The organism is Agromyces kandeliae (assembly GCF_009674665.1).
Classification (GTDB): Bacteria; Actinomycetota; Actinomycetes; order Actinomycetales; family Microbacteriaceae; genus Agromyces; species Agromyces kandeliae.
On the sequence record NZ_WKJD01000004.1, the window covers coordinates 180,204 to 203,239 of the forward strand.

The window sequence follows — 23,036 nt, forward strand, 5'->3', positions numbered from 1 at the left end:
GGCCGAGGCGGCGTCGCCCGGGGTTCAGCGCACCCCGACCGGGGGTCGTGCGATCGCGGCGCGTGTGCCACGGTGGAGGCACCGACCGGGAGGCCACCATGCCGAGCGAAGAGCAGCTGAGGGACTACGCGCGCGTCGCGATCGAGGTGGGGCTGGGGGTGGAACCCGGCGAGCGGGTGCTCATCGCGGCGCCCGTCGTGCGACCCGAGTTCGCGCGGATGGTGGTCGACGCGGCCTACGACGCCGGGGCGATCTCGGCGGACGTGCTCTGGTTCGACGATGCGGTCGACCGGTCGCGGTTCACCCACGGTTCGGCCGAGGCCGCCGACGCCCTGCCGGGGAGCGCCCTGTTCCGCCTGGCCGACTTCGAGGCCGGCGCCTCGTTCCTTCGCATCCACGCGGCCGACCCGGCCAAGTTCGCCGGAGTCGACCAGGCTCGCGTGCAGCAGCAGAACCGCCGCGAGATGGAGCACATCCGACCCCAGATGGAGGCGATGGGCATCGGGCACGTGCCCTGGACGGTCATCGGGGTGCCGATCCCCGCGTGGGCGTCGAGCGTGTTCCCGGACGATGACGCCGAGGAGGCGGAGGAGCGCCTGTGGCAGGCGATCCTCCGCGCCGCCCGCATCGACACGCCGGATCCGGTCGACGGCTGGCGCGCGCACATCGCCGACCTGGAGGCGCGGGCCGCGCACCTCGACTCCCGCGACTACCGCCGGCTGCGCTACGAGGGTCCGGGGACCGATCTCGTGCTCGGCATGACGGATCGAGCCCGCTGGCGCGGCGGCGGCATGACGACCCCCGCCGGGAAGCCCTTCGCACCCAACCTGCCGACCGAAGAGGTGTTCACCTCCCCGCACCGGATGAAGGCGGAGGGCACGGTCCGCGCGACGAAGCCGTTGAGCTACTTCGGCGACCTCATCGAGGACTTCTCGTTCGAGCTCTCGGAAGGGAAGGTCGTCGGTTCGCGCGCCGGAGTCGGCGAGGCGACGCTGCGAGCGATCCTCGGAAGCGACGACGGAGCCGTGCACTTCGGCGAGGCCGCGATGGTTCCGCAGTCGGGCGCGGTCGCCGCCGAGCACCTGGTGTGGAAGAACATCCTCTACGACGAGAACGACGCGTGCCACATCGCCCTCGGACAGTCGTATGCGTCCTGCTACGACGGCGCCGACGCCCTGAGCGCCGACGAGCGGCTGGAGGTCGGCCTCAACCGCAGCTCGGTGCACGTCGACTTCGTGCTCGGCTCCCCTCAGCTGAGCGTCTTCGGCGTGCTCGACGGCGGCGGCGAGGAGCCGATCATCGCCGCCGGCGAATGGGGGTTCACCGTCTGAGGCGGAGACGCTCCCGCGGGAGCGAACGGGTCGGCGACGCGCTCGCACGGGCCATCGCCGACGGGCGGGCCCGCATCGCGGCATTCCGTCGGGCCGAGAGGACTCACCCGTGTTCGGGGAGCGTCGGCGGTGACCAGCCCGGATCGCGACCGAGGTGAGCGGCGCGGGCGACGGATGCCGCGCCGAAGCGATCGCGGACGGCGTCGAGCACCGTGTCGAGGCGTGCGTCGTCGTCCCAGTCGATCGGGAGCTCCGGTTGGAGGCTGTCGGCGCGCGCCAGCTGGGACAACGAGACACCGATCAGCGTGATGCCGCGCTCGGCGATCTCGGCCTGCGCCCCGCCGAGGAGGTCGCGCGCGACGGCCAGGAGCACCGCGGTGCGATCGGTCGCGGGATGGATGGAGTGCGATCGCGTGGCCTTGGTGAAGTCGCCGAAGCGAAGCCGCAGCACGACCGTCCTGCACACCCGATCACCGTCGCGCAGGCGTCGGGCGAGTCGATCGACGATCTGGGTGAGGATGAGCTCCAGTTCCCCGGGCGGGCGCGGGCGACTGCCGAGCGCCCGTTGCGAGCCGATCGAAGCGCGGCGGCGAGTGGTGTCGACGGGGCGTGGGTCGCGGAGCCTGGCCAGCGCGTGCAGGTGAGCACCGACCGCCTTCCCCAGCAGCTGCTCAGCGGCGACGGCCTCGAGTTCTGCCAGTTGCCCCACGGTGCGGATGCCGAGCCGGTGGAGCTTCTCGGCGGTGACCGCGCCGACGCCCCACAGCCGCTCCACCGGCAGCGGAAGCAGGAACGCTGCCTCGCGTTCGGGCTCGACGAGCAGCAGCCCGTCGGGCTTGCTGACGGCGCTGGCGACCTTCGCGAGGAACTTCGTCCGTGCGATCCCGACGGAGATCGCCAGGCCGACTTCGGCACGGACCCGCTCACGCAGTCGCACCGCGATCTGCTCGGGCGTGCCCGCGATGCGTCGGAGACCTCCGACCTCCAGGAACGCCTCGTCGATCGAGAGTCCCTCGACGAACGGCGTCGTATCGCGGAAGATCGCGAACACGGCGCGACTGGCCGTCGAGTAGGCCTCCATCCGCGGCGGGACCACGACGGCACCGGGGCACAGGTCGCGCGCCTGACGGCCGCCCATCGCGGTCCGTACCCCGTAGGCCTTCGCCTCGTAGCTCGCCGCCAGCACGACCCCGCCGCCGACGATGACGGGTCGCCCGCGCAGCTCCGGCGCGTCACGCTGTTCGACCGACGCGTAGAACGCGTCGAGGTCGGCGTGCAGCACGGTCGCCTCGCCCCGCATCCCGTCCTCCCGCAGATCGTCCGTCACGCGGATCGTCGCACGCACCGGGGACACGGGATGTTCGGTCGCGACGACGGGAAGCGAAGAAGGACGCGCGAATTCACACCAGAACTGGGGGACGGACATGGTTGACGAATCACCAGAGGCCTGAGTACTTCTGGTATCCAACACCTCATGGTCGCCACGAGAGGAACACACCATGCCCAAGATGCGCCGAACGACCCAGCACCCCTCGCTGCTGCCAGGCTGGACGATAGAGTTCGGCGATGATGGGCGGACGATGACGGTGATCGCGCCGAAGGGCGTGCGTCTGACCGGCGACCTCCTCCGCGGTATCGCCTGGGCCGAGGCGGTCGAGGCAGCGGGGATGAACTCGCCCGAGTCCGACGCGCACTGGCTGGCCGACTTCACGTCCGAACGAGCGCTGCATCGACCACGTGGCGGGTCCGCGGAGTTCGACGCCGAGGTGGGGCGGCTCTACCGCAAGGCCGTACTCGCCGGCCTGACGCCGCGCGAGGCCATCGCCGCGCTGTACGGGGTGGACGCACAGACGGCGGGGAGGTGGATCACTGAAGCCAAGCGCAACGGTGCCATCGGCTCGCTGACCGAGGAACGGTCACGCGCGCTGCGTGAGATCGAGGATGACTGACCAGCGCCGGGTGCCCTGAGGGGCCCGGTCTCGTCGTCGCGCCGGGCCCTGTGCGGCGGACCGCCTCGGGTCAGGACCGCCGAGCCGAGGCATCCGACCCGCGAACGAGGGCGCGAGCGAACGCGACGATCGCGGCGACGATGCCGATCGCAGAACCCGCGATCGCGAGGACGAGCACGGTGCGCACGATGATGACCCAGGGGAAGGTCGAGTCGCCGAAGTCGAACGGGAACACCGACCAGAGCCGGATCGTGGCCACCAGGCCGACGCTGGTCGACGCGAGGTCGCCGAGCGCCTTGAGCCACGCCCGGTCGAAGATGAGGTTGACGAGGTTGACGACGACCCCGACCGCGAGCGACGCGTTGATCCAGGGAAGCACGTCGAGGGTCTCGGCGGTGAGGAAGGGCAGGACCTGCCATCCCGGCCAGACGTTCCCCAGGTAGAGCAGGAGCAGGTTGACGAACGCCGCGACCGCGTAGCCGAATCGCCGCGCGGCGGGACTCAGCGGCCGGCGTCGTCGTGGTTCCCGGCGCTCGATCTCCGATGAGCCCGCAGTCATGTTCCCAGCCTCTGGTCCTTCGGCACCGAGCACAGGGCCGAACGGCCTTCGTGTTCGAGGGCACGCCGGACTCGACCGACGCGGAGTGAACGTCGCCTCGACCGCGAGACGGGCGGCCACGCCATCCCGTTCAGCGATGCCGCGTCGAGCGGCGGATCTCCGCGGCGTAGTCGTCGAGCGCGTCGAGGATGCCGGTGTGCTGCCAGACCCGATTGCGCGCCCGTCCGGAACGTTCGACGAGGATGCCGCGTTCGACGAGGGTCTCGATCGTGCGTTTGGCGGTGACGTCGTTGAAGCCGAGCTCACGGGTGAGGTACCGGCTGTTGACGATCGGCTGGGCGATCAGGCGGGGGAGGAGCGCCCATGCCTTCGAAACCGACCTGACGCCGGCGAGCTTCTGCCGGGAGGCCTCGAGCTGGTCGGCGAGGGCGTCGACGAGGACACGACCGGAGGTCGCCGCATAGCGGGAGGCGTCGGCGAAGCTGTGCGCGATCGGACCGGCGTCGCCGTCGCGGAACGCGCGCAGCGCGTCGAAGTATCGGCGCACGTCGACGAGCAGGCCGGCTGAGAGTGGCACGGTGGTGTGGGTGGCGAGTCCCTTGTTGCGCAGCATGGCCTGGGCGAGTGCGCGGCCGGTGCGGCCGTTGCCGTCGACGAACGGGTGGATGGACTCGAACTGCGCGTGCGCGACGGCGATCTGCAGGAGCGCAGGCAGGTCGACGCGGCCGGCGAAGGCCACCAGGTCGTCGATCGCGGCCGGGATCCGGTCCGGTTGCGGCGCGATGTAGTCCGCACCGCGCGGTCCGGCGTTGTCGCGACCACCGATCCAGACGAGCTCGGTCCGGAAGGTTCCGGCCTGGTCTTCGAGTCCCACCTGACGGCGGAGAAGCTCGCGATGCATCGCCAGGATGCTGTCGGCGTCGAGATGCTCGGACAGCGCGATCGCCGCCTCCATCGCCCGAACGTTGCCGATCACGGTAGCCGCGTTCGCGCGATCGCCCTCCTCGATCTCGGCGAGCGCGAGCTGGCGGGCCGAGGCGGTCAGCTGCTCGATCTGGCTGCTCGAGGCGCTCTCGGTGCGGAGGAGGATCGCCGACATCGGCCCGAGCGCCGGATGCTCCGCTCCGAGGCGGATGAGGGCGTACCGGTCGAAGTCGGCGAGCGCCAGGGCGGCCTCCTCGATATCGGCCGTGTCGATGCTGGAGAGGAGAGGCGACCACTCGGCGATGCTCGCCGTCCGCGCGGAGAGGTACGGACCCGTCTGGCGGCGCACCTCGGCGTTGGAGAAGCCCGCCGGATTCCGGGGCCTCCACTCGCGCGGCTCTGCGGCGGTCGGAGGGATCGCGATCCGGCGGCTCGCGACATCCGGCATCTCGTCTGAAGCCATGATCGAAGTTTACCTACATATAACTCGTTATGTGTAAGTAAGCGGGAGATCCACCTGCGGTCGGGACCGCCTCGAGCGGCGTCAGCGCACCACGGCCGCTTCGACCTCAGGCGCGTCCGAGAACGCGAGCTTCGGCACGAACGCGAGCACGATCGCTGCCACGGCCGCGGTGAGTCCGCAGACGAGCCAGACGGTCACGTAGCCGGCGAAGCTGCCGGCGGTACCCGTCGCCGCCTCACCCGCCGCGCCGAGGAGCGCGATGCCGAACACGCAGGACGCGATCGCGCCGCCGACGGTCTTCACCGAGTTGGTGAGCCCGGTCGCGACGCCGGTCTGCTGCGCGGGGGCCGCCGCGGCGGCGGCAGCGGGCAACGCCGCGACGAGCGCTCCCGAGCCGATGCCCGCGATGACCATGTTCGCCAGCGCCTGACCGTACGCGTCGTGGAACGGCAGGAAGAGCAGGTAGCCGATCGACACGAGCGCACTCGCCCCGATGAGGGCGAGGCGAGGCGACACCCACCGGGTGACGAACGGGAACAGCATCGCGCCGACGACGAGCGAGAGCACGTACGAGCCGATCAGCAGCGAGGTCTGGAAGCTCGTCGCCCCGAGCCCGTAGCCGTAGGTCGCGGCATCCGTCCGCGCGAACGTCGAGAGGGGCGCCTGCGCGCCCAGGACGCTGACGCCGAAGAGCCCCGCGGTGAGGAAGACCGGCCAGAGGCTCGGCGAGCGGAACATGCGCACATCGATGAGCGGGTCGGGATGCCGCAGTTCGTACCGCACGAAGGGCACGACGAGCAGGACGCCGAGGGCGACGAGCGACCACGACAGCAGGTCGCCGGGGCCGTTCAGGCGCATGAAGCTGAGCCCGCCGGTGAGGGCGATGAGCGCGAGCGAGATGAGCACGAGCCCGCCCGTGTCGAGCGTGCTGCCCGTGAGGTCGGGCGATTCCTTCACGCCGAAGAGGATCACGAAGAAGCACGCGATGACGGCGACCGCGGGCACGAGCAGGAGCATCCGCATCGGAAGGGCCTCCGCGAGCGCGCCCGCCGAGAGCGCACCGGCGATGGCGCCGAGCTCCAGTGCCGCGACCAGCATGCCCGCGGCCCGGCGCGTCATGGCTGCGGGGCGATCGGCCGAGCGGCTCCGCGACCACACCAGCGCGATCTCCAGCGGGAGCCAGACGACGTAGAACCCCTGCAGCGCCCACGCGACGAGGAACACCCAGAACTGGTCCGTGAACGCGAGTGCCGTCGAGGCGACCGCCGTGATCGCGGTCGACCAGACCAGCATCCGCTTGTGGCCCACCATGTCGCCGAGCTTCGCGAAGGCGGGCACGACGAGGGCCGAGAGCATGAGCTGCGACCCCTCGAGCCAGTTCACGTCGGCATCATGGACGCCGAGGTGACGTGCGATGTCGGTGAGCAGCGGCGTGTAGTAGCCCTGGATGATGCCGCTCGTGAACTCGACGAAGGCGAGGAAGCCGACGATCGCGGCGACGGGTCCGAGCTTCGCAGCGCGCTTCATGTCGGGTCCTTCGGGTGGGCGGATGCAGGGGCCGGGGTGGATTCACCCTAGTGGGTCGGATGTCTCATTCCGGCAACGAGCGGATCAGTGCGCGGTGGAACCGTTCGCCCCGTTCGAGGCTGTCGATGCTCACGTGCTCGTCCACGCCGTGGACGGACGCGCGCTGCGCCGCGCTCATGGCGAGCGGCGCGAAGCGGTAGACCGCGGGCGCGTAGCGGTGGAAGTGGCGCGAGTCGGTCGCCGCCATCATCAGGTAGGGCGCGGTGGTCGCCTCCGGGTAGGAGGCGGCGACCGCGTCGACGATCGCCGCGAACTGCGGGCCCTCGGTCGGCGACTCGGGCGACGGGGCGTAGCCCTCGACGACCTCGATCTCGACCTCGCGGTCGCGGATGGTGCGCCGCAGGCGCCGCACGACCGAGTCGACGTCCTCGCCCATCGCGACGCGAAGGTTGACGGTCGCCGAGGCGCGCGCCGGCAGCACGTTCGCCGCGCTGCCGCCGTCGAGCATGGTCGGGGCCACCGTCGTGTGCACGAGCGCGGCGGGTTCGCCGCCGAGTCGCGCGAAGACGCGCGCCGTGAGCCACGGGAGCGCGGTGAGCGCGCTGAGGAGCAGCCGTGCACCGCCGCGCGCGTGGGGCGTGAAGCTCGCGAGCATGGCGCGCATCGATCGCGGCATCCGCTTGGGGAACGGGTTGGGGTCCAGCCGCGCGACCGCCCTGGCGACGCGGGCCGCCGCCGTGAGCCGGGGCGGCGCCGAGGCGTGGCCCCCGTCGCCGCGGGCGCGAAGCCGGACCGTCATCACGCCCTTCTCGCCGACCCCGACCATCGCCGCCGGCACCTTCAGGAACGGCAGCGGCGCGTCGACGACCGCGCCGCCCTCGTCGAGCACGAGCCAGGGGATGACGCCACGTTCCTCGAACCGTCGAGCCGCGGCGATCGCCGCATCGCCGTACGACTCCTCGTTGCCGCCGAACCAGAGGTACACGTCCCGCGACGGGACGAACCCCTCGGCGAGCAGGTTCTCGACCGCCTCGAGCAGCACGAGGAGCGGGCCCTTGTCGTCGAGCGCTCCGCGGCCCCACACCGACCCGTCGTGGATCCGTCCTTCGAACGGCGGGAACGTCCAGCCGTCCCCGTCATGCGCCGGGACGACGTCGAAGTGCGCCATGAGCACGACGGGGTCGCCGTCGGCCCGGCCGCGCCAGTGGTAGAGCAGCCCCAGCTCGGTCACCGGTTCGAACGCGAGGTGCTCGTGGACGAGCGGGTAGAGCTCGGCGAGCAGGTCGCGGAAGCGGTCGAACTCGGCGAACCCGCGTCGGTCGACCTCGGCCGAGACGGTCTGCAGCCGGATCATGCGGGAGAGCCGCTCGGGGGCGCCGGGGCGGACCGCGGGGGAGTGGGACATGCGTCCCACACTAGAGCGCCGAACGCGGCCGGCCGACCGATCACCCCCGCGCGGGGCACGGACGGATCACGGCATCGGGTGGGACAATGACTCCGATGAGTGGCGTCCCCACGGCAGCGATGATCGGACGCGAGCCCGAGTTGCACGCGCTCCGTGAGGCTTGGGCACGCTCGCGCGAGGGCGAACCCTCGGTCGTCGTGGTCGGTGGCGAGGCCGGGATCGGGAAGACACGCCTGGTCGAGGAGTTCCTCCGCGTCCTCGGCGGTGGCGCGATGGTGGCGCGCGGACAGTGCGTCGAGCTCGGTGACGACGGCGCGCCGTTCATCCCGATCCGCGCGGTGATGCGCTCGATCGTGGACCTCGCCGGAGCGGACGCCGTACGCACCGCGGCCGGAGCGGCGCTCGACACGCTCGCGCCACTGCTCCCTCCTGAGATCGGCGGAGGCGCGCCCGAGGCGGACCTCCGAGTCGGCCGCCTGCACGACGAGTTCACCCGGTTGGTCGAACGCGTCTCGGACCTCGAACCCGTCGTGGTCGTGATCGAGGACGTGCACTGGGCGGACGCGCCGACGATGCAGCTCCTGCGGTACTTCGCGCGCATGCTCCACGACGGCAGGGTGATGCTCGTCATGACCGCGCGGACGGCCGAACTGCCGCGTCGCCATCGACTGCGCGAGGACCTCGCCGAGCTCGAGCGGCTCCGCTCGGTCTCCGAGCTCGAGCTGCCGCGGCTCTCCCGTGACGAGGTGTCGCTGATGGTCGCGACGTCGGAGGGCGCATCGGATGCGGAGGAGCTCTTCGAGCGCAGCGGCGGGGTTCCGTTCTTCGTCGAGGAACTGCTCGGAGCGGGCACGGACGGCGCGCTCCCGCGACGGCTGAGCGACCTGCTCGCGGCACGCTACGAGCGCGCCTCCGCCGCAACGCGTGCGGTCCTCCGGCTCATGGCGGTCGGCGGGGCGCGCGCCGAGCACGACCTGCTCGAGCAGGTCTACGGTGGCGACCCGATCGACCTGGACGCCGCGATGCGCGAGGCCGTCGAGGTGGGCCTCGTCGTCGCGGACGAGTCGGGCTACGCGTTCCGCCACGCGCTGGTACGCGAGGTCGTCGAGGCCGAGCTGCTTCCCGGCGAACGTGCCCGTCATCACGCGACGTACGCCCGTGTGCTGGCAGCAGGCCCCGCTCGTCCAGGCCTCTCCGTCGAGGTGTCGACGCACTGGCTGGCCGCGCGCCGATTCCCGGAGGCGTTCGATGCGGCCGTCGCGGCGATGGAGGAGGCGTCGGCGACCTACGCGCTCACGACGGCGGCGGCCATGGGGGAGCGATGCCTCGACCTCTGGGAGCTCGTCGATCGACCCGAGGAGCGTGCCGGGGTGGATCACGCCGGGATGGCGGGCCGGGCCGCGCGGGCGCATCGCCGTGCGGGCGACATGGAACGCTCCGTCGCGCTGGCCGACCTCCGCATCTCGCTGGCGCAGCCCGCGGACCCGGTCGAGCTCGCCGACCTCCTCTTCGAGAAGGCCCTCGGCATGGGACTGATGGGGATGCCGGGTGCCGCCGACGTGCTCCTGGAGGGGCTCGAGCTCGTGGCTGAACGGACGGACTCCCGCGCCCTGGCCGTCAGGGCACGCCTGCGTTCCGAGCTCGCCGCGCGCCGCATGCTGGCCGGCGACCTGCGCGAGGCCATCGACCAGGGCATGCTCGCGGTCGCGGACGGGCTCGCAGCGGGCGAGGGCGGGCGCCGCGCCGCATCGATCGCGGCCAACATCGCAGCGACGACCATGGCCGATCTCGACGACGCCGGGCCGGAGGACGTCGAACGCTCGCTCGAACTGTTCGAACGGGCGCGCGAGTACGCCGGAGACGACTGGGACGCGCGAGTCCGCCTCGCCATCAACCGATCGGACACCTTGATCAAGCTCGGCAGGTACCGTGACGCGCTCGAGGTCGCGCAGGACGCGCTCGACGAGGCACGTCGCCGCGGAGAGGAGGGAAACGTCGGCGCCATCCTCGCCACCAACGCGATCGAGCCGCTCATCGCCCTCGGCGACTGGGATCGCGCGCGCACCCTGGTCGACCGCGCCCTGCGGTACGAGACGCCGCTCGTCTTCCGCCTCGGCCTCGAGGACCTGAAGCTCGTGCCCTTGATCTGGTCCGACGCGATCGACGACGCGCGCGAGTTCGTCGACCAGATCCGAGAGCGGCACGCGGAACTCGCCCGGGTCGACCGCCAGATCGAGTTCGGCTGGGTGAGGGACGAGTGCGAGCTGCACCTCGCGCTCGACGAGCCCGAGCGCGCGTGGACCGCCGTGGAGCCGCTGCTGTGGGACGGCCGCACCGAGCGGCCGACCGACCGCATGCGCCTGCTCGCCTTCGCGGCGCGTGCGCACGGTGCGATGCGGCGTCGTGGGCAGCAGCCCTCGAGGACGACGGACGAGATCCGGTCGGCGATCGCGGAGTTCGACGCGTGGGAACCCGGCGCGGTGTGGAGCGAGCTGTGCGGGGCCGAGATCGCCGTCGATCTCGAGGATCGCATCGCGAGGTTCGGTCGCGCCGCCGAGCTCTTCGAGTCGGGATCGGGTTGGCGCCACCTCGCCGGGTACGCCCTCGTCCAGCGTGCGGTCGCCGAACTGGAGACCGGGGACCGCGCAGCGGCCGCGCAGAGCCTCGACGCCGCGCGCGCGTCGGCGGCCGACATCGGCGCGCACCTCGTCACCAGGATGGCCCACGAGGTGGCCGCACGCGGGCGGCTCGGCGGGGATCGCTCGGGCGGCGGAGACGAACTGACCGCTCGCGAGCGACAGGTGCTCGAGCTCGTCGCGGACGGCCTCTCCAACCGGCAGATCGGCGAGCGGCTCTTCATCAGTACGAAGACCGTGTCGGTACACGTGTCGGCGATCCTGCGGAAGCTGGGCGCATCGACGAGGACCGAGGCCGCCGCGATCGCGCGATCCGCCGACGCCGCGGCGCAGCACCGTTCCCGCTGAGGCGAGCGGTGCTCCGCCATCCGGCTATCGCGGCGTGCTCGGAATCGGATGCCACGCCAGGCCGGTCCACGCGCTCGTGCCCAGGCTCGGGACGATCCGATGCGCCTCCGATCCGTCCGGGTTCATGACGACGATGCCGCGCCTGCCCACGTAGTCGATGGCCGCGATCTGCTCGCCGTCGGGCGACCAGGTCGCCGCGATGAAGTGACTCGAGGCGATGGGGTCGGAGATCTGCGCCGGAACGGAGGTGTCGGGCGCAGCATCCACGAGGTAGAGGCTCGTGTTCTGGGGACCCACCGGAGGACCGGTCAGGTTCACCCCGTTCAGCTCGACGTACGTGCCCGCGACGACGAGGAGTCGCGCCCCGTCCGGCGACCAGGTCATATGCCTGATGAAGTCGATCTCGGGGATGCGCACTTCTCGAGCGGTGCCCGCGACGAGGTCGAAGACGAAGATCGACGGCTGGGTCCACATCACCTCGTCCTCGTACACGCGCAGCGCGATCCGGCTTCCGTCGGGCGACCACGCCTCCCCGATGACGGGCGGGCCGTCCTCCCGTCCGAACGCCGGATCGACATCGACCTGGCGCGGTCTCGTGAGTCCACTGACGTCACGGAGCTGCAGTCGACCCGGCGCGACGAACTCGGCGACGGTGGAGCCGTCGGGCGCGAGCCAGGGGTCGCTCACGAAGAGGCAGCATCCGGTTTCGCCGGCCAAGGCGACCGTTCCTCGGGCGTCGACGACGTAGAGCTTGCCGGCGTCCTCGGAGGTGAGGGCGAGCCGCGTCCCGTCGGCCGACCAGCCCGACACCATCGCCGCGGCGTCCACGTCGTCGGGGAGTGCGATGCGCCGGATGTCGGTCGGATCGGCGGGGTCGACGGCCCGGAGCTCGCCGTCCGCGGCCCAGACGATGCGACCGCGCATCGGCTCGAACACTCCCAGCGACGTGTCGTCGACCTGTCCGCCGAGCGAGGTGCCTGCACCGTCGGACGAACCGGCGCCGTCGAGCGTCGCCGTGACGGCGATCGCCGCGATCGCGACGGCCGCGATCGCGACCGCGCCGACGAGCTGTCGACGACGTCGGGCGCGATGCCTCGCCTCCTCGATCAGCACCTCGACGGGTGGTCGCGTGGCGGACGCGTCGACTCCGGCGCGCTCCTCGCGCGCACCCGACGATCGGTCGCGGCCGGTCGCGTGACGCTCGTCCTCCCTGGACTCGGCGGGGGCCGAGGCCGGCGAGGGGAGTGGAGTCGTGGTGATCATCGCGACACCTGCTCTTGCCGCTCGCGCGGCCCGTTCATGACCGGATGCCACGCCAGCCCGGTCCACTCGTGCGTGCCGAGATCCTGGACGATCCGCCGCGCGCTCGAGCCGTCCCGCTGCATCATGACGAGGCTGTGGACGCCCGGGATTGCGTGATCGATGGCGGCGATCCGTGCGCCGTCGGGCGACCACGTGGCCGCGATGAAGTGGCCGGAGGCGATGGGCTCGGGCGCCGGCGCCGGTCCGAGCGGGCCGGGCTGCGTGTCGATGAGGTAGAGGCCCATCTCCACGGGGTGCAGGTGCGGGTTGTTCATTGCAGCGCCGCTCGTCACCGGCCACGGTCCCGCGACGACGAGCAGCTCGCCGCCGTCCGGCGACCACGTCAGGTGCCTGATGAAGCCGAGTTCGGGCCCGAGCACTTCCCGGTCCTGGCCGGTGACGAGGTCCACGACGTGGATCGAGGTCGGCGCCGGCTCCGCCTCGACGTCCTCGGCGATCACGACCGCGATCCGCGATCCGTCGGGCGACCACGCGTGCCCGGGTGCGGCTGGCCCCTCGGCGGCGCCGAGGGCCGGATCGACGGCGATGACGCGGGGCGGTGCGAGGCCGTCCACGTCACGCAGCTGGAGGCGTCCGGGCGCAGCGAACTCGAAGGCGGTGGCGCCGTCCGGGGCGAGCCACGCGTTCGAGACGAACATGCAGCAGCCCTCGTTCGTTCCGGCCGGGGTCACCGTGCCTCGGGCATCGAGGAGGTAGCGCTTCCCGGCGTGCTCGGAGGTGAGGGCGAGCCGCGTCCCGTCGGCGGACCAGTCCGACACCATCGCCTTCGAGTCCACGTCGTCGGGGAGTGCCATCCGCCGGATGTCCGTCGGATCGGCGGGGTCGACGGCCCGCAACTCGCCGTCCGCGGCCCAGACGATGCGACCGCGCATCTGCTCGAACACGCCGAGCGACGTCTCGCTCAGTGGTCCGCTGAGCGACGTGCCCCGGTCGCCGGTCGAACCGGCGCCGGCGAGCGCGGTGACGGCGATGGCGGCGACCGCGACGCCCACGACCGCGACCGCGCCGACGACCTGTCGACGGCGACGTGCGCGATGCCTCGCCTCCTCGATCAGCACCTCGACCGGTGGCCGCGAGGCGGGGGCATCGACGGCGCGGACTGACGGTCCACGCGGCGATCGGCCGTCGCCTGGCTCACGCGGTTCGGTCTCGTCCGACGCGGAAAGGGTCGACACCGTCGAGGAGAGTGGAGTCGTGGTGATCATCAGGACACCTGTGCTTTGGTGCTAATATTACTAGCATCATTACTCCTGTCAAGCTCGATCGAGCCGCTCCAACGGATCTCTACGAACAGGTCGCGGCGGAGATCCGTCGAGCGATCGCGGCCGGCGAGGCCGGACCTGGTGATCGCCTGCCGCCCGCACGGGATCTCGCGGCGGTGATCGGAGTCAACACGAACACCGTGCTCCGGGCGCTCCGCCTGCTTCGCGACGAGGGGCTGCTCGAGTTCCGCCGGGGGCGGGGCATCTCGGTCGCCGCGACGCCGGCCCGCGGCGTCGTCGTCGAGCAGGCGCGGGAACTGATCGAGTCCGCGCGGCGGCACGGGTACCGCGTCGAGGAAGTGACGCAGCTCATCGCCGAGCTCTGGTGATATCCATCCGCCGCCGGCGAGGCGGCACGGCGACGGGGGCCGGCACCGCGGATGCGAGGCCGGCCCCGTGCGGCGGTTCAGCGGGTCAGTCGCCCGCGGTGTGACGGGCGGCGTCGCGCCCCGCGATGGATCCGCCGGCGAGGCCGGCCAGGATGGAGCCGACGTCCAGCCCGGTGAGCGACTTCACGACCTCGGTGCCCTCGCCGAGCACCTGGCCGACGGTCTTCGTCATGGCGCTCGCGCCGTCAGTCGAGACCACGGTGAGCGTGTCGATGCTCGCGATGGGTTCGGCGGCCGCACGCACGATCTCGGGCAGGCGCGAGATGATCTCCTGGGCGAGCGCCGCCTCGCCGTACTTCTTCAGCGCCTCGGCCTTGGCGTCGGTGGCGGCCGCCTCGGCGACGCCCTCGGCCTGGGTGGCGGCGGCCCGAGCCTCACCCTCGGCTCGGATGCCCTCGGCCTGGGCGACCTGACGGTCGCGGTCGGCCTCGCCCGCGAACCGGACCGCCGTCGCAGCCGCCTCGGCGTCCTGGACGGCGGCGACCTTGTTCGCCTCGGCGATCTTCGTGCGCTTGTAGGCCTCGGCCTCGGTGCTGGCATTGGCGGCGTCGCGCTTCGCGGTGGCCCGCTGCACCTCGGCATAGGCCTCGGCCTCGGCGGGCTTGCGGATCTCGATGTCGAGTCGCTCCTGCGTGACGAGGGCCTGCTCGGAGAGCGCGTCGCGCTCCTCGACGGCGACCAGCTTGTCCTGCTCGGCCTTCGCGAGCTGCCCGGCGGCCTCCGCCTCGGCGTTGGCGCGATCGGTCTCGGCCTTGATGGTCGCCTGCTTGAGGCTGAGGGCCTTCTGGCGCTCGGCGATCTGCTCGGCGGCCTCGATACGGGCGAACTCGCTGGCACGCGCGGCCTCGGCCTCGCTCACCTCGGCGACCTGTCGGGCCCGAGCCGCCTCGGCGCGCCCGAGGTTCGCGAGGTAGTCGCTGCCCGGCGTGGAGATGTCGCTGATGTTCAGCAGGTCGACCTGGAGGCCCTGCTCCGCGAGGTCCGTCTTGGTCTCTGCGACGACGCGGTCGGAGAGCGACTTGCGGTCGGAGATGATCTGCTCGATCGTCATGTCGCCGACGATCGACCGGAGCGAGCCCTCGAGGGACTCGGAGATGATCTCGGTCAGCAGGTCCTGCTGCGAGAGGAAGCGCTGCGCGGCGCGGCGCACGCCCTCCTCGGTCCCGCTGACCTTGAAGTTGATCGATGCCTTGATCGCGATCTTGATGCGGTTGCGGTCGACGCCCTCGACGGTGATGCCGATCTGGCGCTGCTCGAGCGAGATCGGGAAGCCCTGCTGGAGGATCGGCCATACGAACGTGCGCCCGCCGATCACGACGCGCTGGCCGGCCGACTCCGCCGAACTGCGCCCGCCGGCACGTCCGACGATGACGAGCGCCTCGTTCGGCGGGACGCGACGGATGCGGCCGGCGATGAAGCCGAGCAGGCCGAGGAACGCGACGACGATCGCGAGGATCGCGCCGACCTGGATGATCTCAGGGGTCATGGGGTCTTCCGGTTCGGGTCGGTGGTGCGGGGGTGACGGATGTCGCGGCGCGACGCCCGAGGGGTCAGGACGGGTCGATGACGACCTTCACGCGGCTCCCCGCGTGGGCGATCACGCGGACTCGGACGCCCTCGTCGATGGAGCCGTCGGCGTAGGCGAGGCGCCGCTCGACCTCCCCGGGGCCGTCGAGGCTCACCTCGCCGCCGGCGGGCGAGATCGTTGCCGTCGCGACGCCGGTGAGGCCGACGGCCGAGGCGGGGACGCCGTCGGACGACCGCGCGAGCGACCGGACCGTGAGCACGGCGATCACGTAGGCGACGATCGCGAGCGCTCCGGCGATGACGTAGGCCCAGACGAGCTCGAGCCCGCTGCTCGCCGTGAGCGCGCCCGCGGCGCCGAACACGGTCATGCCGATGGCGAGCGCCGTGCCCGAGATCGCGCCGTCGCCGATCTCGAAGTGGTCGAGCACGTCGCCGATGACGAGCGAGATCAGGAGCAGGGCGAGGCCGAGGCCTCCGACGATGAGGAAGGGGAGCAGCACCATTGGCCTCTCTGCACGACGATGTCCCCGCCCGGGTCAAGCGGAGACGGTCCTCACCCTAGCGGCGGGAATCGCCGGCGCGCCAGCCTCACGAGGCGGTCGCGGGCCGGACGAGCAGCGCATCGACCGCATCGTCTCCGCGGATCACGCGCAGGAGCCGCACGACCTCGTCGGCGACCGCCGCGGTGATGCCACGGCAGGCGATGCTGTACGGCCCGAGCGGCGACAGGCCGCCGCCTCGGATGCGGATGACCTCCCACCCGACCTCGCGCAGCGCCTCGTCCTTCTCGACGTCGGAGCCCTCCTTGAGCCCGCGGTGGGCTCGTCCGGAGCGCCCCGGATCGTCGTACTCGATCGCGACGCGGAGCTCGGCAACGAGGATGTCGGGCCAGACCTCCTGGCGACCGTGGAACATGCGCGCGGTGCGCACCGCGTTCGCGCGGTGATGGAGCCGGATCCGCTCGCCGAGCAGGACCCTGAGCCGTTGCTCCGTCATCGACGTGCCGACCCTGAGGCCGGGCTTCATGAACGGCAGGCCCGCTTCGCGGGCCGCGCCGGGCGACGCGGCGTTCGCGCGGCACTTCGCGCACCCGGTGCCGGTCAGCACCTCCATCACGCTCGCACGGTAGCGGTCGTGGCCGCGGACGCAATTCCAGTCGTACTCGGCGCCGATCCGCGTCTCGGCGGCGAGGCGACGTCGCTGCGCGGGAGCCACCCGGCCGAGGAGCTCGCCCCGGCTGCGCTGGGTCTCGTGCACGAGCATGCAGACCGGGCAGGTGCGCCGCATCGCGACCGCGGTCGGATCGTCGGCATCGGCGCCGTGCCCGCAACCGAACCTCACCGCGACCATGTCGCCCGCCGTCCTCGCATGCCCTCATGCTCCCGGATGCCACCGACACGACCAGAAGGGGCCGTGACCGGCAGTGAACCACGCGCCGCCTCGTGCGTGGTCGTCGGCCGCCGGTGTCGGCCGTGCGGGGCAGAATCGACGTGTGCGGATCGCGATCGCGATGAGGGGCGCGGGGCGCGTGGAGTTCCTCGACCCCGACGCGGGCCTCCACCTCGAGTGCGACGCTGCCGACGTGGCGCGCGAGGTCGCGCGACTCGAGGCCGACGCCGCACCGCGATGGGTCTGGCGCGACACGCGCGAGTGGGCTCCGGCGCTCCTCGACGCGGGCGTGCGCGTGGCCCGGTGCCACGATCTGCGCCTGTGCGGGGCGATCCTGGCGTCGTCGACCGCGACCGCCGGGGCCGGGTCCGTCGTCCGGGACCGTCCGCACTGGTTGCCGGTCGGACCTGCCGAAGCGGTCCTCGGCGCCGCAGCGGCGCCCGCGGCACCCGTCGATCGCGGCCCGGCGCTGTTCGAGGTCGACCCCGGACCGGGTCCGGAGCAGACCGAGTCGCCGTCCGCCGCCGATCTCGTCGTCGAACACGATCGCCAGGTGGCCCTCGCCGCGGCATCCGACCGGCCTGGGGCCATGCGGCTGCTGCTCGCCGCCGAGTCCGCCGGCGCCCTCATCGCCGCCGAACTCCATGGCGCCGGCCTGCCGTGGCGACGCTCGGTGCATGAGCGCGTCCTCGAGGAGGCCCTCGGCCCGAGGCCGCCGGTGGGGCGCAAGCCCGCCCGGATGGACGAGCTCGCCGTCCGAGTGCGACGCGAGCTCGACGCTCCCGCGCTCCGGCTCGACTCGCAGGCCGACCTCCTGCGCGCCCTGCGCGCGGCGGGCATCGGCGTCGACTCGACGGCGAAGTGGGAGCTGCGCGAGCACGACCATCCCGCGGTCGCCCCGCTCCTGTCGTACAAGCGGCTCGCGCGACTGCTCACCGCCAACGGCTGGGCGTGGCTCGACGAATGGGTCGTCGACGAGCGGTTCCGCGCGGACTACGTCGCGGGCGGCACGGCTACTGGGCGTTGGGCCACCTCCGGCGGGGGAGCGCTCCAGTTGCCGAAGGCCGTGCGGGCAGCGGTGGTCGCAGACCCCGGGTGGAGCCTGGTGGTGGCGGATGCCGCGCAGCTCGAGCCGCGCGTCCTCGCGGCGCTCGCGCGCGACCCCGCGATGGCCGCGGCGGGGCGCGGCCGCGACATGTACCGCTCGATCGTCGACGCCGGGGTGGTCGCGACGCGCGACGAGGCCAAGGTCGCGCTGCTCGGTGCGATGTACGGGGCGACGACCGGCGACAGCGGCCGGCTCGTGCCGCAGCTCGCACGCGCCTACCCACGCGCGATGGCGCTGGTGGACCGCGCCGCGCGCGACGGCGAGGCGGGCCGGCAGGTCACCACGCTCCTCGGCAGGTCCTCGCCGGTGCCGCCGCGTTCGTGGCACGAGGCGCAGGCGGCCGCGTCGCAGCCCGATGCGACGGCGGTCGACGAGCGCCGCGCCCGGTCGTCGGCTCGCGACTGGGGCCGATTCACGCGCAACTTCGTGGTGCAGGGCACCGCCGCGGAGTGGGCGCTCTGCTGGCTCGCGGGCGTGCGCACTCGGCTCGCCGAGCTCGGCGCGGGCCGCTCGCGCGCCGCGGCGTCCGGCCCCGTGTTCGAGCGCTCGCCGCACCTCGTCTACTTCCTGCACGACGAGCTCATCGTGCACACGCCCTCCGAGACGGCAGATGCCGTGGCCGACGCGGTGCTCGAGTCGGCGGCGGAGGCGGGTCGACTGCTGTTCGGCGAGGCGCCCGTCGAGTTCCCGCTCGACCTCGCCGTGACCGAGAGCTACGCGTCCGCCGACGCGTGATCCTCCGCGCCGGTCCGTGGCCGCGCGGGCCGTCGCCCTCGCCTCGGGCGCTCGGTGCTCGGCGCGAACGCCGCCGCATCGAGGTCGGATGCCACGATCCCGCCGAGCCATGCGAGCATCGCGTCCGCTCGGGCGATCTCCGCGGTCGTGGCGGCAGCCGCGAGTCGTGCGCGCGGGTCGGCGTCGCCTGCGCGGCCGCCCGCCGCCGCCGAGGCACCCGCCCTGTCGCGTCGGCGTCGCCAGCGTTCGCGCTCCGCATCGATGACCGGTTCGGCATCGACGGAGGGCATCGACACGGCGATGAGCACGCGGTCCACGCTCTCGTGCCACGGGTCGGCGCCGGCGCCGTCGGCGCCGCTCAGCCACGCATCGGCCGCGACCCGACCGGCGGGCGTGAGCCGGTGCAGGGGGAGTCCGTCGTCGGTCGAGCCTGCCGGCTCGACCAGGCCCTGCGTCGTCAGCCGGTCGAGCGTCGCGTAGGTCTGCCCCGCGTTCACGACGCGCCGCCCGCCGGTACGCGCGGCGAGGTCCCCGTGCAGCTGGAACCCGTACGCGGGTCCGTTGACGAGCAGCACGAGCAGCGCATCACGGACGGCCACGTCGCCTCCTCGGGTCGGGGTGGAATCACTCACCGAGTAGGGAGTTTAGCGTCCCCGGCGCGGATCGCCGCGAGAATCCCTTGTCACTCCGGGCGAAGCGGGGCATACTCGACCTGACGACTCGCTCGTCACAACCGAACACGCCACCGCCACCAGGCACCGTTCCAGAGGTCGTAGGGGAAGACGCACCTCACGAGGAACGGAGCAGGAGATGGCGGAACAGGTCACGCGGGCTCAGCGCGCCGCGCGAGGCATGCTGTTCGTGCACTCGTCCCCGCGGGCGGTCGGCCCGCACGTCGAGTGGGCGGTCGGCCGCGCACTCGGCACTCCGGTGAACTTCGAGTGGACCGAGCAACCGGTGCTGCCGGGCACGCTCCGGACCGAGTTCTCCTGGACGGGGGAGCCCGGATCCGGCGCCCGCATCGCATCCGCCCTCCGCGGCTGGGAGCAGCTGCGCTTCGAGGTGAGCGAGGACCCGGGGGCGGACTCCGACGGCGCTCGCTGGATGCACACGCCCGAGCTCGGGGTGTACTACGCGCAGACCGACACGGCGGGCAACGTCGTGATCCCCGAAGATCGCATCCGCTACGCGATGGAGGTCGCCGCGTTCGACGCGGGCGAGCTGCATCGCGAGCTGAGGCTCGCGCTCGGCCAGGCGTGGGACGACGAGCTCGAGCCGTTCCGGCACGCGAGCGACTTCGCCCCGGTCATCTGGCTGCATCGCGTGGGCTGACGCGCACCGCGCGGTGGCGTGACGCGTCGACCGGTCGACCGAGGTCCTGGAGGCGTACGAGCGAAACCGCAGGCGGTGGACTGCATCGGGCCCCGACGCCGTGAGGCGATCGGGGCCCGATGCATGCGTCGGATGCCTCGGCGTCCGAGGTCGATCAGACGGCGCGGAACGCGGCGACCGCGTTGTGCCCGCCGAAGCCGAACGAGTTGCTGATCGCGATGAGGTCGCCCTCGCCGAGCGCGCGCGGCGACGTCACGACGTCGAGCGGGATCTCGGGGTCCTGGTCGTCGAGGTTGATCGTCGGGGGAGCGGTGCGCTCGTGGAGCGCCAGCACCGTGAAGATCGATTCGATCGCACCGGCGCCGCCGAGCAGGTGCCCGGTCGAGGCCTTCGTCGCGGTGACCGCGATGTCGTCGAGGCCGTCGCCGAACACGCGGCGCAGCGCGTTGTACTCGGCGATGTCGCCGACGGGCGTGCTCGTCGCATGCGCGTTGACGTGGCGCACGTCGGAGAGGCTCGCACCCGCCCCCTCGATCGCGGCCTTCATCGCGCGTGCGGCCGCCGAACCCTCGGGGTCGGGCGCCGTGATGTGGTACGCGTCACTCGTGATCGCGCCGCCGAGCAGCTCGGCGTAGATGCGCGCACCGCGCGCCTTCGCATGCTCCTCGGTCTCGAGCACGAGCGCGGCGGCGCCCTCGCCCATGACGAAGCCGTCGCGACCCACGTCGTACGGACGCGAGGCGATCGCCGGGTCGTCGTTCCGGCGCGAGAGCGCCTGCATCGACGAGAACGACGCGATGGTGACGGGGTGGATCGCCGCCTCCGAGCCGCCCGCGATGACGACGTCGGCGACGCCGTCCTGCAGGTGCTCCCAGGCGTTGACGAGCGACTCGGTGCTCGACGCGCAGGCCGATACGACGGTGCGGATACCCGCCCGCGCGTGCAGGTCCATGCCGACCGCGGCACCCGGGCCGTTCGGCATGAGCATGGGCACGGTCATGGGCAGCACGCGACGCGGGCCGCGGTCGCGCAGGGTGTCCCATGCGTCGAGCAGGGTCCACACGCCGCCGATGCCGGTCGCCCAGTCGATGGCGAGTCGCTCGGGGGCGACCTCGGGCGCACCGGCATCCGCCCATGCCTCGCGTCCGGCGATGAGGGCGAACTGGCTGGACGGGTCGAGGCGCTTGAGCTCGTGGCGCTCGAGCACGTCGGCCGGCTGGACCTTGGCCGACGCGGCGAACGTCACGGGCAGGTCGTACTTCTCGACCCACTCCTGCTCGAGGGTGCGCGCGCCGGACTCGGCGGCGAGCAGGGCCTTCCAACTGTCACGGGCGGTGCCGCCGATCGGCGTCGTCGCGCCGATGCCCGTGATCACGATCTTCTTGGTCATACGAAGTCACTCCGATGGGGCGATGGGAACGAAACGGCGTGGAACGGAACGGACGGGCCGGCGTCGCACGCCGACCCGTCCGAACGTCACTAGGCCTGCGCGCTGACGATGAAGTCGACGGCGTCACCGACGGTCTTGAGGTTCTTGACCTCTTCGTCGGGGATCTTGACGTCGAACTTCTCCTCGGCGTTGACGACGATCGTCATCATCGAGATGGAGTCGATGTCGAGGTCGTCGGTGAACGACTTGTCGAGCTCGACCGTGTCGGTCGCGATGCCGGTCTCGTCGTTGATGAGCTCCGCCAGGCCGGCAAGCACTTCTTCGCGGGTCGATGCCATGGTTCTTCTCCTTGCAGGGGTATGTCTCGTATGACCGAGACACAGTCTAGATGGACGGGGAACGGCGGCTCAGGGCAGAACCACCACTTGGGCGCCGAAGACGAGTCCGGCGCCGAAGCCGATCTGGAGGGCGAGGCCTCCGGAGAGCCCGGGGTTCTCCTCGAGCAGTCGGTGCATCGCGAGCGGGATCGACGCGGCCGACGTGTTGCCGGTCGTCGCGATGTCGCGGCCGATCACGACCGAGTCGGGCAGCTTCAGCTGCTTGGCGAACTCGTCGATGATGCGCATGTTCGCCTGGTGGGGGATGAACGCGGCGAGGTCGTCGGCGGTGACGCCCGCGGCGTCCAGCGCCTGCTTGGCGACCTTCGCCATGTCCCACACGGCCCAGCGGAAGACCGTCTGGCCCTCCTGGCGGAGCGTCGGCCACTCCGACGCGCCGTCGCGGAACTCCACGAGCGTGTGGTTCATGCCCACGGCGCCCGCCTTGGACCCGTCGGAGCCCCACACGGTCGGCGCGATGGCCGCCTCGTCGCTCGGGCCGACGACCACCGCACCGGCGCCGTCGCCGAGCAGGAACGAGATCGTGCGGTCGGTCGGGTCGACGACGTCGGAGAGCTTCTCGGCGCCGATGACGAGTGCGTAGTGCGCGGCGCCGGCACGGATCAGCGCGTCGGCCTGCGCCACGGCGTAGGCGTAGCCCGCGCACGCCGCGTTCATGTCGTACGCGGCGGCCGGGTTCGCGCCGACGCGGTCCGCGACGACCGCCGCGATCGACGGGGTCTGCTGCACGTTCGAGATGGTCGCGACGATCACGAGGTCGATCCGGTCGGCGGGCACGCCCGAGCGCTCGATGGCCTCGCGCGCGGCATCCGTCGCCAGGTCGACCGCGAGCACGTCGGCGCCGGCGCGCACGCGCGTGACGATGCCCGTGCGCTGGCGGATCCACTCGTCCGACGAGTCGATCGGTCCGACGAGGTCGTCGTTCGGGACCGCGTTCTCGCCGCGTGCCGCGCCCACCGAGTACAGGCGGGTGTAGGCGGGACCGGTCGACTGGCTGAGCGTGGGGTGCGTCATGCGTTCTCTCGTGTCGTGGGGTGCGGG

At 72.2% G+C, this 23,036-nt stretch carries 20 protein-coding genes; 6 read left to right on the forward strand and 14 right to left on the reverse strand.

Annotated elements, in window-relative coordinates; translation table 11 throughout:
- Positions 1-98 precede the first annotated feature (98 nt).
- On the forward strand, positions 99-1,331 hold the full coding sequence (locus tag GJR97_RS02025) for an aminopeptidase (protein WP_154344845.1): 1,233 nt from the start codon (positions 99-101) through the stop codon (positions 1,329-1,331).
- Positions 1,332-1,434: 103 nt separating this feature from the next.
- Here the strand turns inward: GJR97_RS02025 and dinB are convergent, their stop codons facing one another.
- Positions 1,435-2,631 carry a DNA polymerase IV gene (gene dinB, locus GJR97_RS02030; protein WP_154344937.1) on the reverse strand — a complete coding sequence of 399 codons (1,197 nt, stop codon included), beginning with the start codon at positions 2,629-2,631 and terminating at the stop codon, positions 1,435-1,437.
- A 199-nt stretch (positions 2,632-2,830) separates the two neighbouring features.
- Here dinB and GJR97_RS02035 point away from each other — a divergent pair, with 199 nt between their 5' ends.
- Positions 2,831-3,280: a hypothetical protein gene (locus tag GJR97_RS02035; protein WP_154344846.1), complete on the forward strand. Its 450-nt coding sequence runs from the start codon at positions 2,831-2,833 to the stop codon at positions 3,278-3,280.
- 70 nt (positions 3,281-3,350) lie between these two features.
- Here the strand turns inward: GJR97_RS02035 and GJR97_RS02040 are convergent, their stop codons facing one another.
- The 4 genes from GJR97_RS02040 to GJR97_RS02055 all read right to left on the reverse strand — a co-directional run bounded on the left by GJR97_RS02040 (position 3,351) and on the right by GJR97_RS02055 (position 8,158).
- Positions 3,351-3,839 carry a hypothetical protein gene (locus GJR97_RS02040; RefSeq protein WP_154344847.1) on the reverse strand — a complete coding sequence of 163 codons (489 nt, stop codon included), beginning with the start codon at positions 3,837-3,839 and terminating at the stop codon, positions 3,351-3,353.
- A 130-nt stretch (positions 3,840-3,969) separates the two neighbouring features.
- Positions 3,970-5,226 carry a Fic family protein gene (locus tag GJR97_RS18010; RefSeq protein ID WP_324613026.1) on the reverse strand — a complete coding sequence of 419 codons (1,257 nt, stop codon included), beginning with the start codon at positions 5,224-5,226 and terminating at the stop codon, positions 3,970-3,972.
- Positions 5,227-5,307: 81 nt separating this feature from the next.
- Positions 5,308-6,753 (reverse strand): MFS transporter, encoded by a 1,446-nt coding sequence (locus GJR97_RS02050; protein ID WP_154344848.1) that lies wholly within the window; start codon positions 6,751-6,753, stop codon positions 5,308-5,310.
- 64 nt (positions 6,754-6,817) lie between these two features.
- The gene (locus tag GJR97_RS02055) at positions 6,818-8,158 is read right to left on the reverse strand and encodes a M20/M25/M40 family metallo-hydrolase (protein WP_154344849.1); all 1,341 of its coding nucleotides are present in this window, start codon (positions 8,156-8,158) and stop codon (positions 6,818-6,820) included.
- Between the two features lie 95 nt (positions 8,159-8,253).
- Here GJR97_RS02055 and GJR97_RS18655 point away from each other — a divergent pair, with 95 nt between their 5' ends.
- Positions 8,254-11,142 (forward strand): helix-turn-helix transcriptional regulator, encoded by a 2,889-nt coding sequence (locus GJR97_RS18655; RefSeq protein WP_195760585.1) that lies wholly within the window; start codon positions 8,254-8,256, stop codon positions 11,140-11,142.
- A gap of 24 nt (positions 11,143-11,166) precedes the next feature.
- Here the strand turns inward: GJR97_RS18655 and GJR97_RS02065 are convergent, their stop codons facing one another.
- Together GJR97_RS02065 and GJR97_RS02070 are read right to left on the reverse strand one after the other, a co-directional pair.
- A complete protein-coding gene (locus GJR97_RS02065) occupies positions 11,167-12,405 on the reverse strand; it encodes a hypothetical protein (RefSeq protein WP_154344851.1) in 1,239 nt (412 codons plus the stop codon).
- The gene (locus GJR97_RS02070; protein ID WP_154344852.1) at positions 12,402-13,670 is read right to left on the reverse strand and encodes a TolB-like translocation protein; all 1,269 of its coding nucleotides are present in this window, start codon (positions 13,668-13,670) and stop codon (positions 12,402-12,404) included. Before GJR97_RS02070 ends, GJR97_RS02065 begins: the two co-directional genes overlap by 4 nt.
- A gap of 38 nt (positions 13,671-13,708) precedes the next feature.
- On the opposite strand from GJR97_RS02070, the gene GJR97_RS02075 reads away from it, so the two are divergent.
- On the forward strand, positions 13,709-14,056 hold the full coding sequence (locus GJR97_RS02075) for a GntR family transcriptional regulator (protein ID WP_324613039.1): 348 nt from the start codon (positions 13,709-13,711) through the stop codon (positions 14,054-14,056).
- 85 nt (positions 14,057-14,141) lie between these two features.
- Here the strand turns inward: GJR97_RS02075 and GJR97_RS02080 are convergent, their stop codons facing one another.
- The 3 genes from GJR97_RS02080 to GJR97_RS02090 all read right to left on the reverse strand — a co-directional run bounded on the left by GJR97_RS02080 (position 14,142) and on the right by GJR97_RS02090 (position 16,993).
- The gene (locus GJR97_RS02080; RefSeq protein WP_154344854.1) at positions 14,142-15,602 is read right to left on the reverse strand and encodes a flotillin family protein; all 1,461 of its coding nucleotides are present in this window, start codon (positions 15,600-15,602) and stop codon (positions 14,142-14,144) included.
- A gap of 64 nt (positions 15,603-15,666) precedes the next feature.
- A complete protein-coding gene (locus GJR97_RS02085) occupies positions 15,667-16,146 on the reverse strand; it encodes an NfeD family protein (protein ID WP_229275907.1) in 480 nt (159 codons plus the stop codon).
- Between the two features lie 85 nt (positions 16,147-16,231).
- Positions 16,232-16,993, reverse strand: a complete 762-nt coding sequence (locus GJR97_RS02090; protein ID WP_154344855.1) for a hypothetical protein — start codon at positions 16,991-16,993, stop codon at positions 16,232-16,234.
- 142 nt (positions 16,994-17,135) lie between these two features.
- On the opposite strand from GJR97_RS02090, the gene GJR97_RS02095 reads away from it, so the two are divergent.
- A complete protein-coding gene (locus tag GJR97_RS02095) occupies positions 17,136-18,875 on the forward strand; it encodes a bifunctional 3'-5' exonuclease/DNA polymerase (protein WP_324613027.1) in 1,740 nt (579 codons plus the stop codon).
- Here the strand turns inward: GJR97_RS02095 and GJR97_RS02100 are convergent.
- Positions 18,854-19,474, reverse strand: coding sequence for a PadR family transcriptional regulator (locus GJR97_RS02100; protein WP_154344856.1), 621 nt, complete (start codon positions 19,472-19,474; stop codon positions 18,854-18,856). The two genes, GJR97_RS02095 and GJR97_RS02100, sit on opposite strands and share 22 nt — an antisense overlap.
- Positions 19,475-19,685: 211 nt before the next feature.
- Between GJR97_RS02100 and GJR97_RS02105 the strand changes: the two genes are divergently transcribed.
- Positions 19,686-20,207 carry a DUF3145 domain-containing protein gene (locus GJR97_RS02105; protein ID WP_229275908.1) on the forward strand — a complete coding sequence of 174 codons (522 nt, stop codon included), beginning with the start codon at positions 19,686-19,688 and terminating at the stop codon, positions 20,205-20,207.
- Between the two features lie 154 nt (positions 20,208-20,361).
- On the opposite strand, the gene GJR97_RS02110 is transcribed toward GJR97_RS02105, so the two are convergent.
- The 3 genes from GJR97_RS02110 to GJR97_RS02120 all read right to left on the reverse strand — a co-directional run bounded on the left by GJR97_RS02110 (position 20,362) and on the right by GJR97_RS02120 (position 23,009).
- A complete protein-coding gene (locus GJR97_RS02110) occupies positions 20,362-21,597 on the reverse strand; it encodes a beta-ketoacyl-[acyl-carrier-protein] synthase family protein (RefSeq protein WP_154344857.1) in 1,236 nt (411 codons plus the stop codon).
- Between the two features lie 89 nt (positions 21,598-21,686).
- A complete protein-coding gene (locus tag GJR97_RS02115; protein WP_154344858.1) occupies positions 21,687-21,935 on the reverse strand; it encodes an acyl carrier protein in 249 nt (82 codons plus the stop codon).
- A gap of 69 nt (positions 21,936-22,004) precedes the next feature.
- Positions 22,005-23,009, reverse strand: coding sequence for a beta-ketoacyl-ACP synthase III (locus GJR97_RS02120; RefSeq protein WP_154344859.1), 1,005 nt, complete (start codon positions 23,007-23,009; stop codon positions 22,005-22,007).
- Positions 23,010-23,036 lie beyond the last annotated feature (27 nt).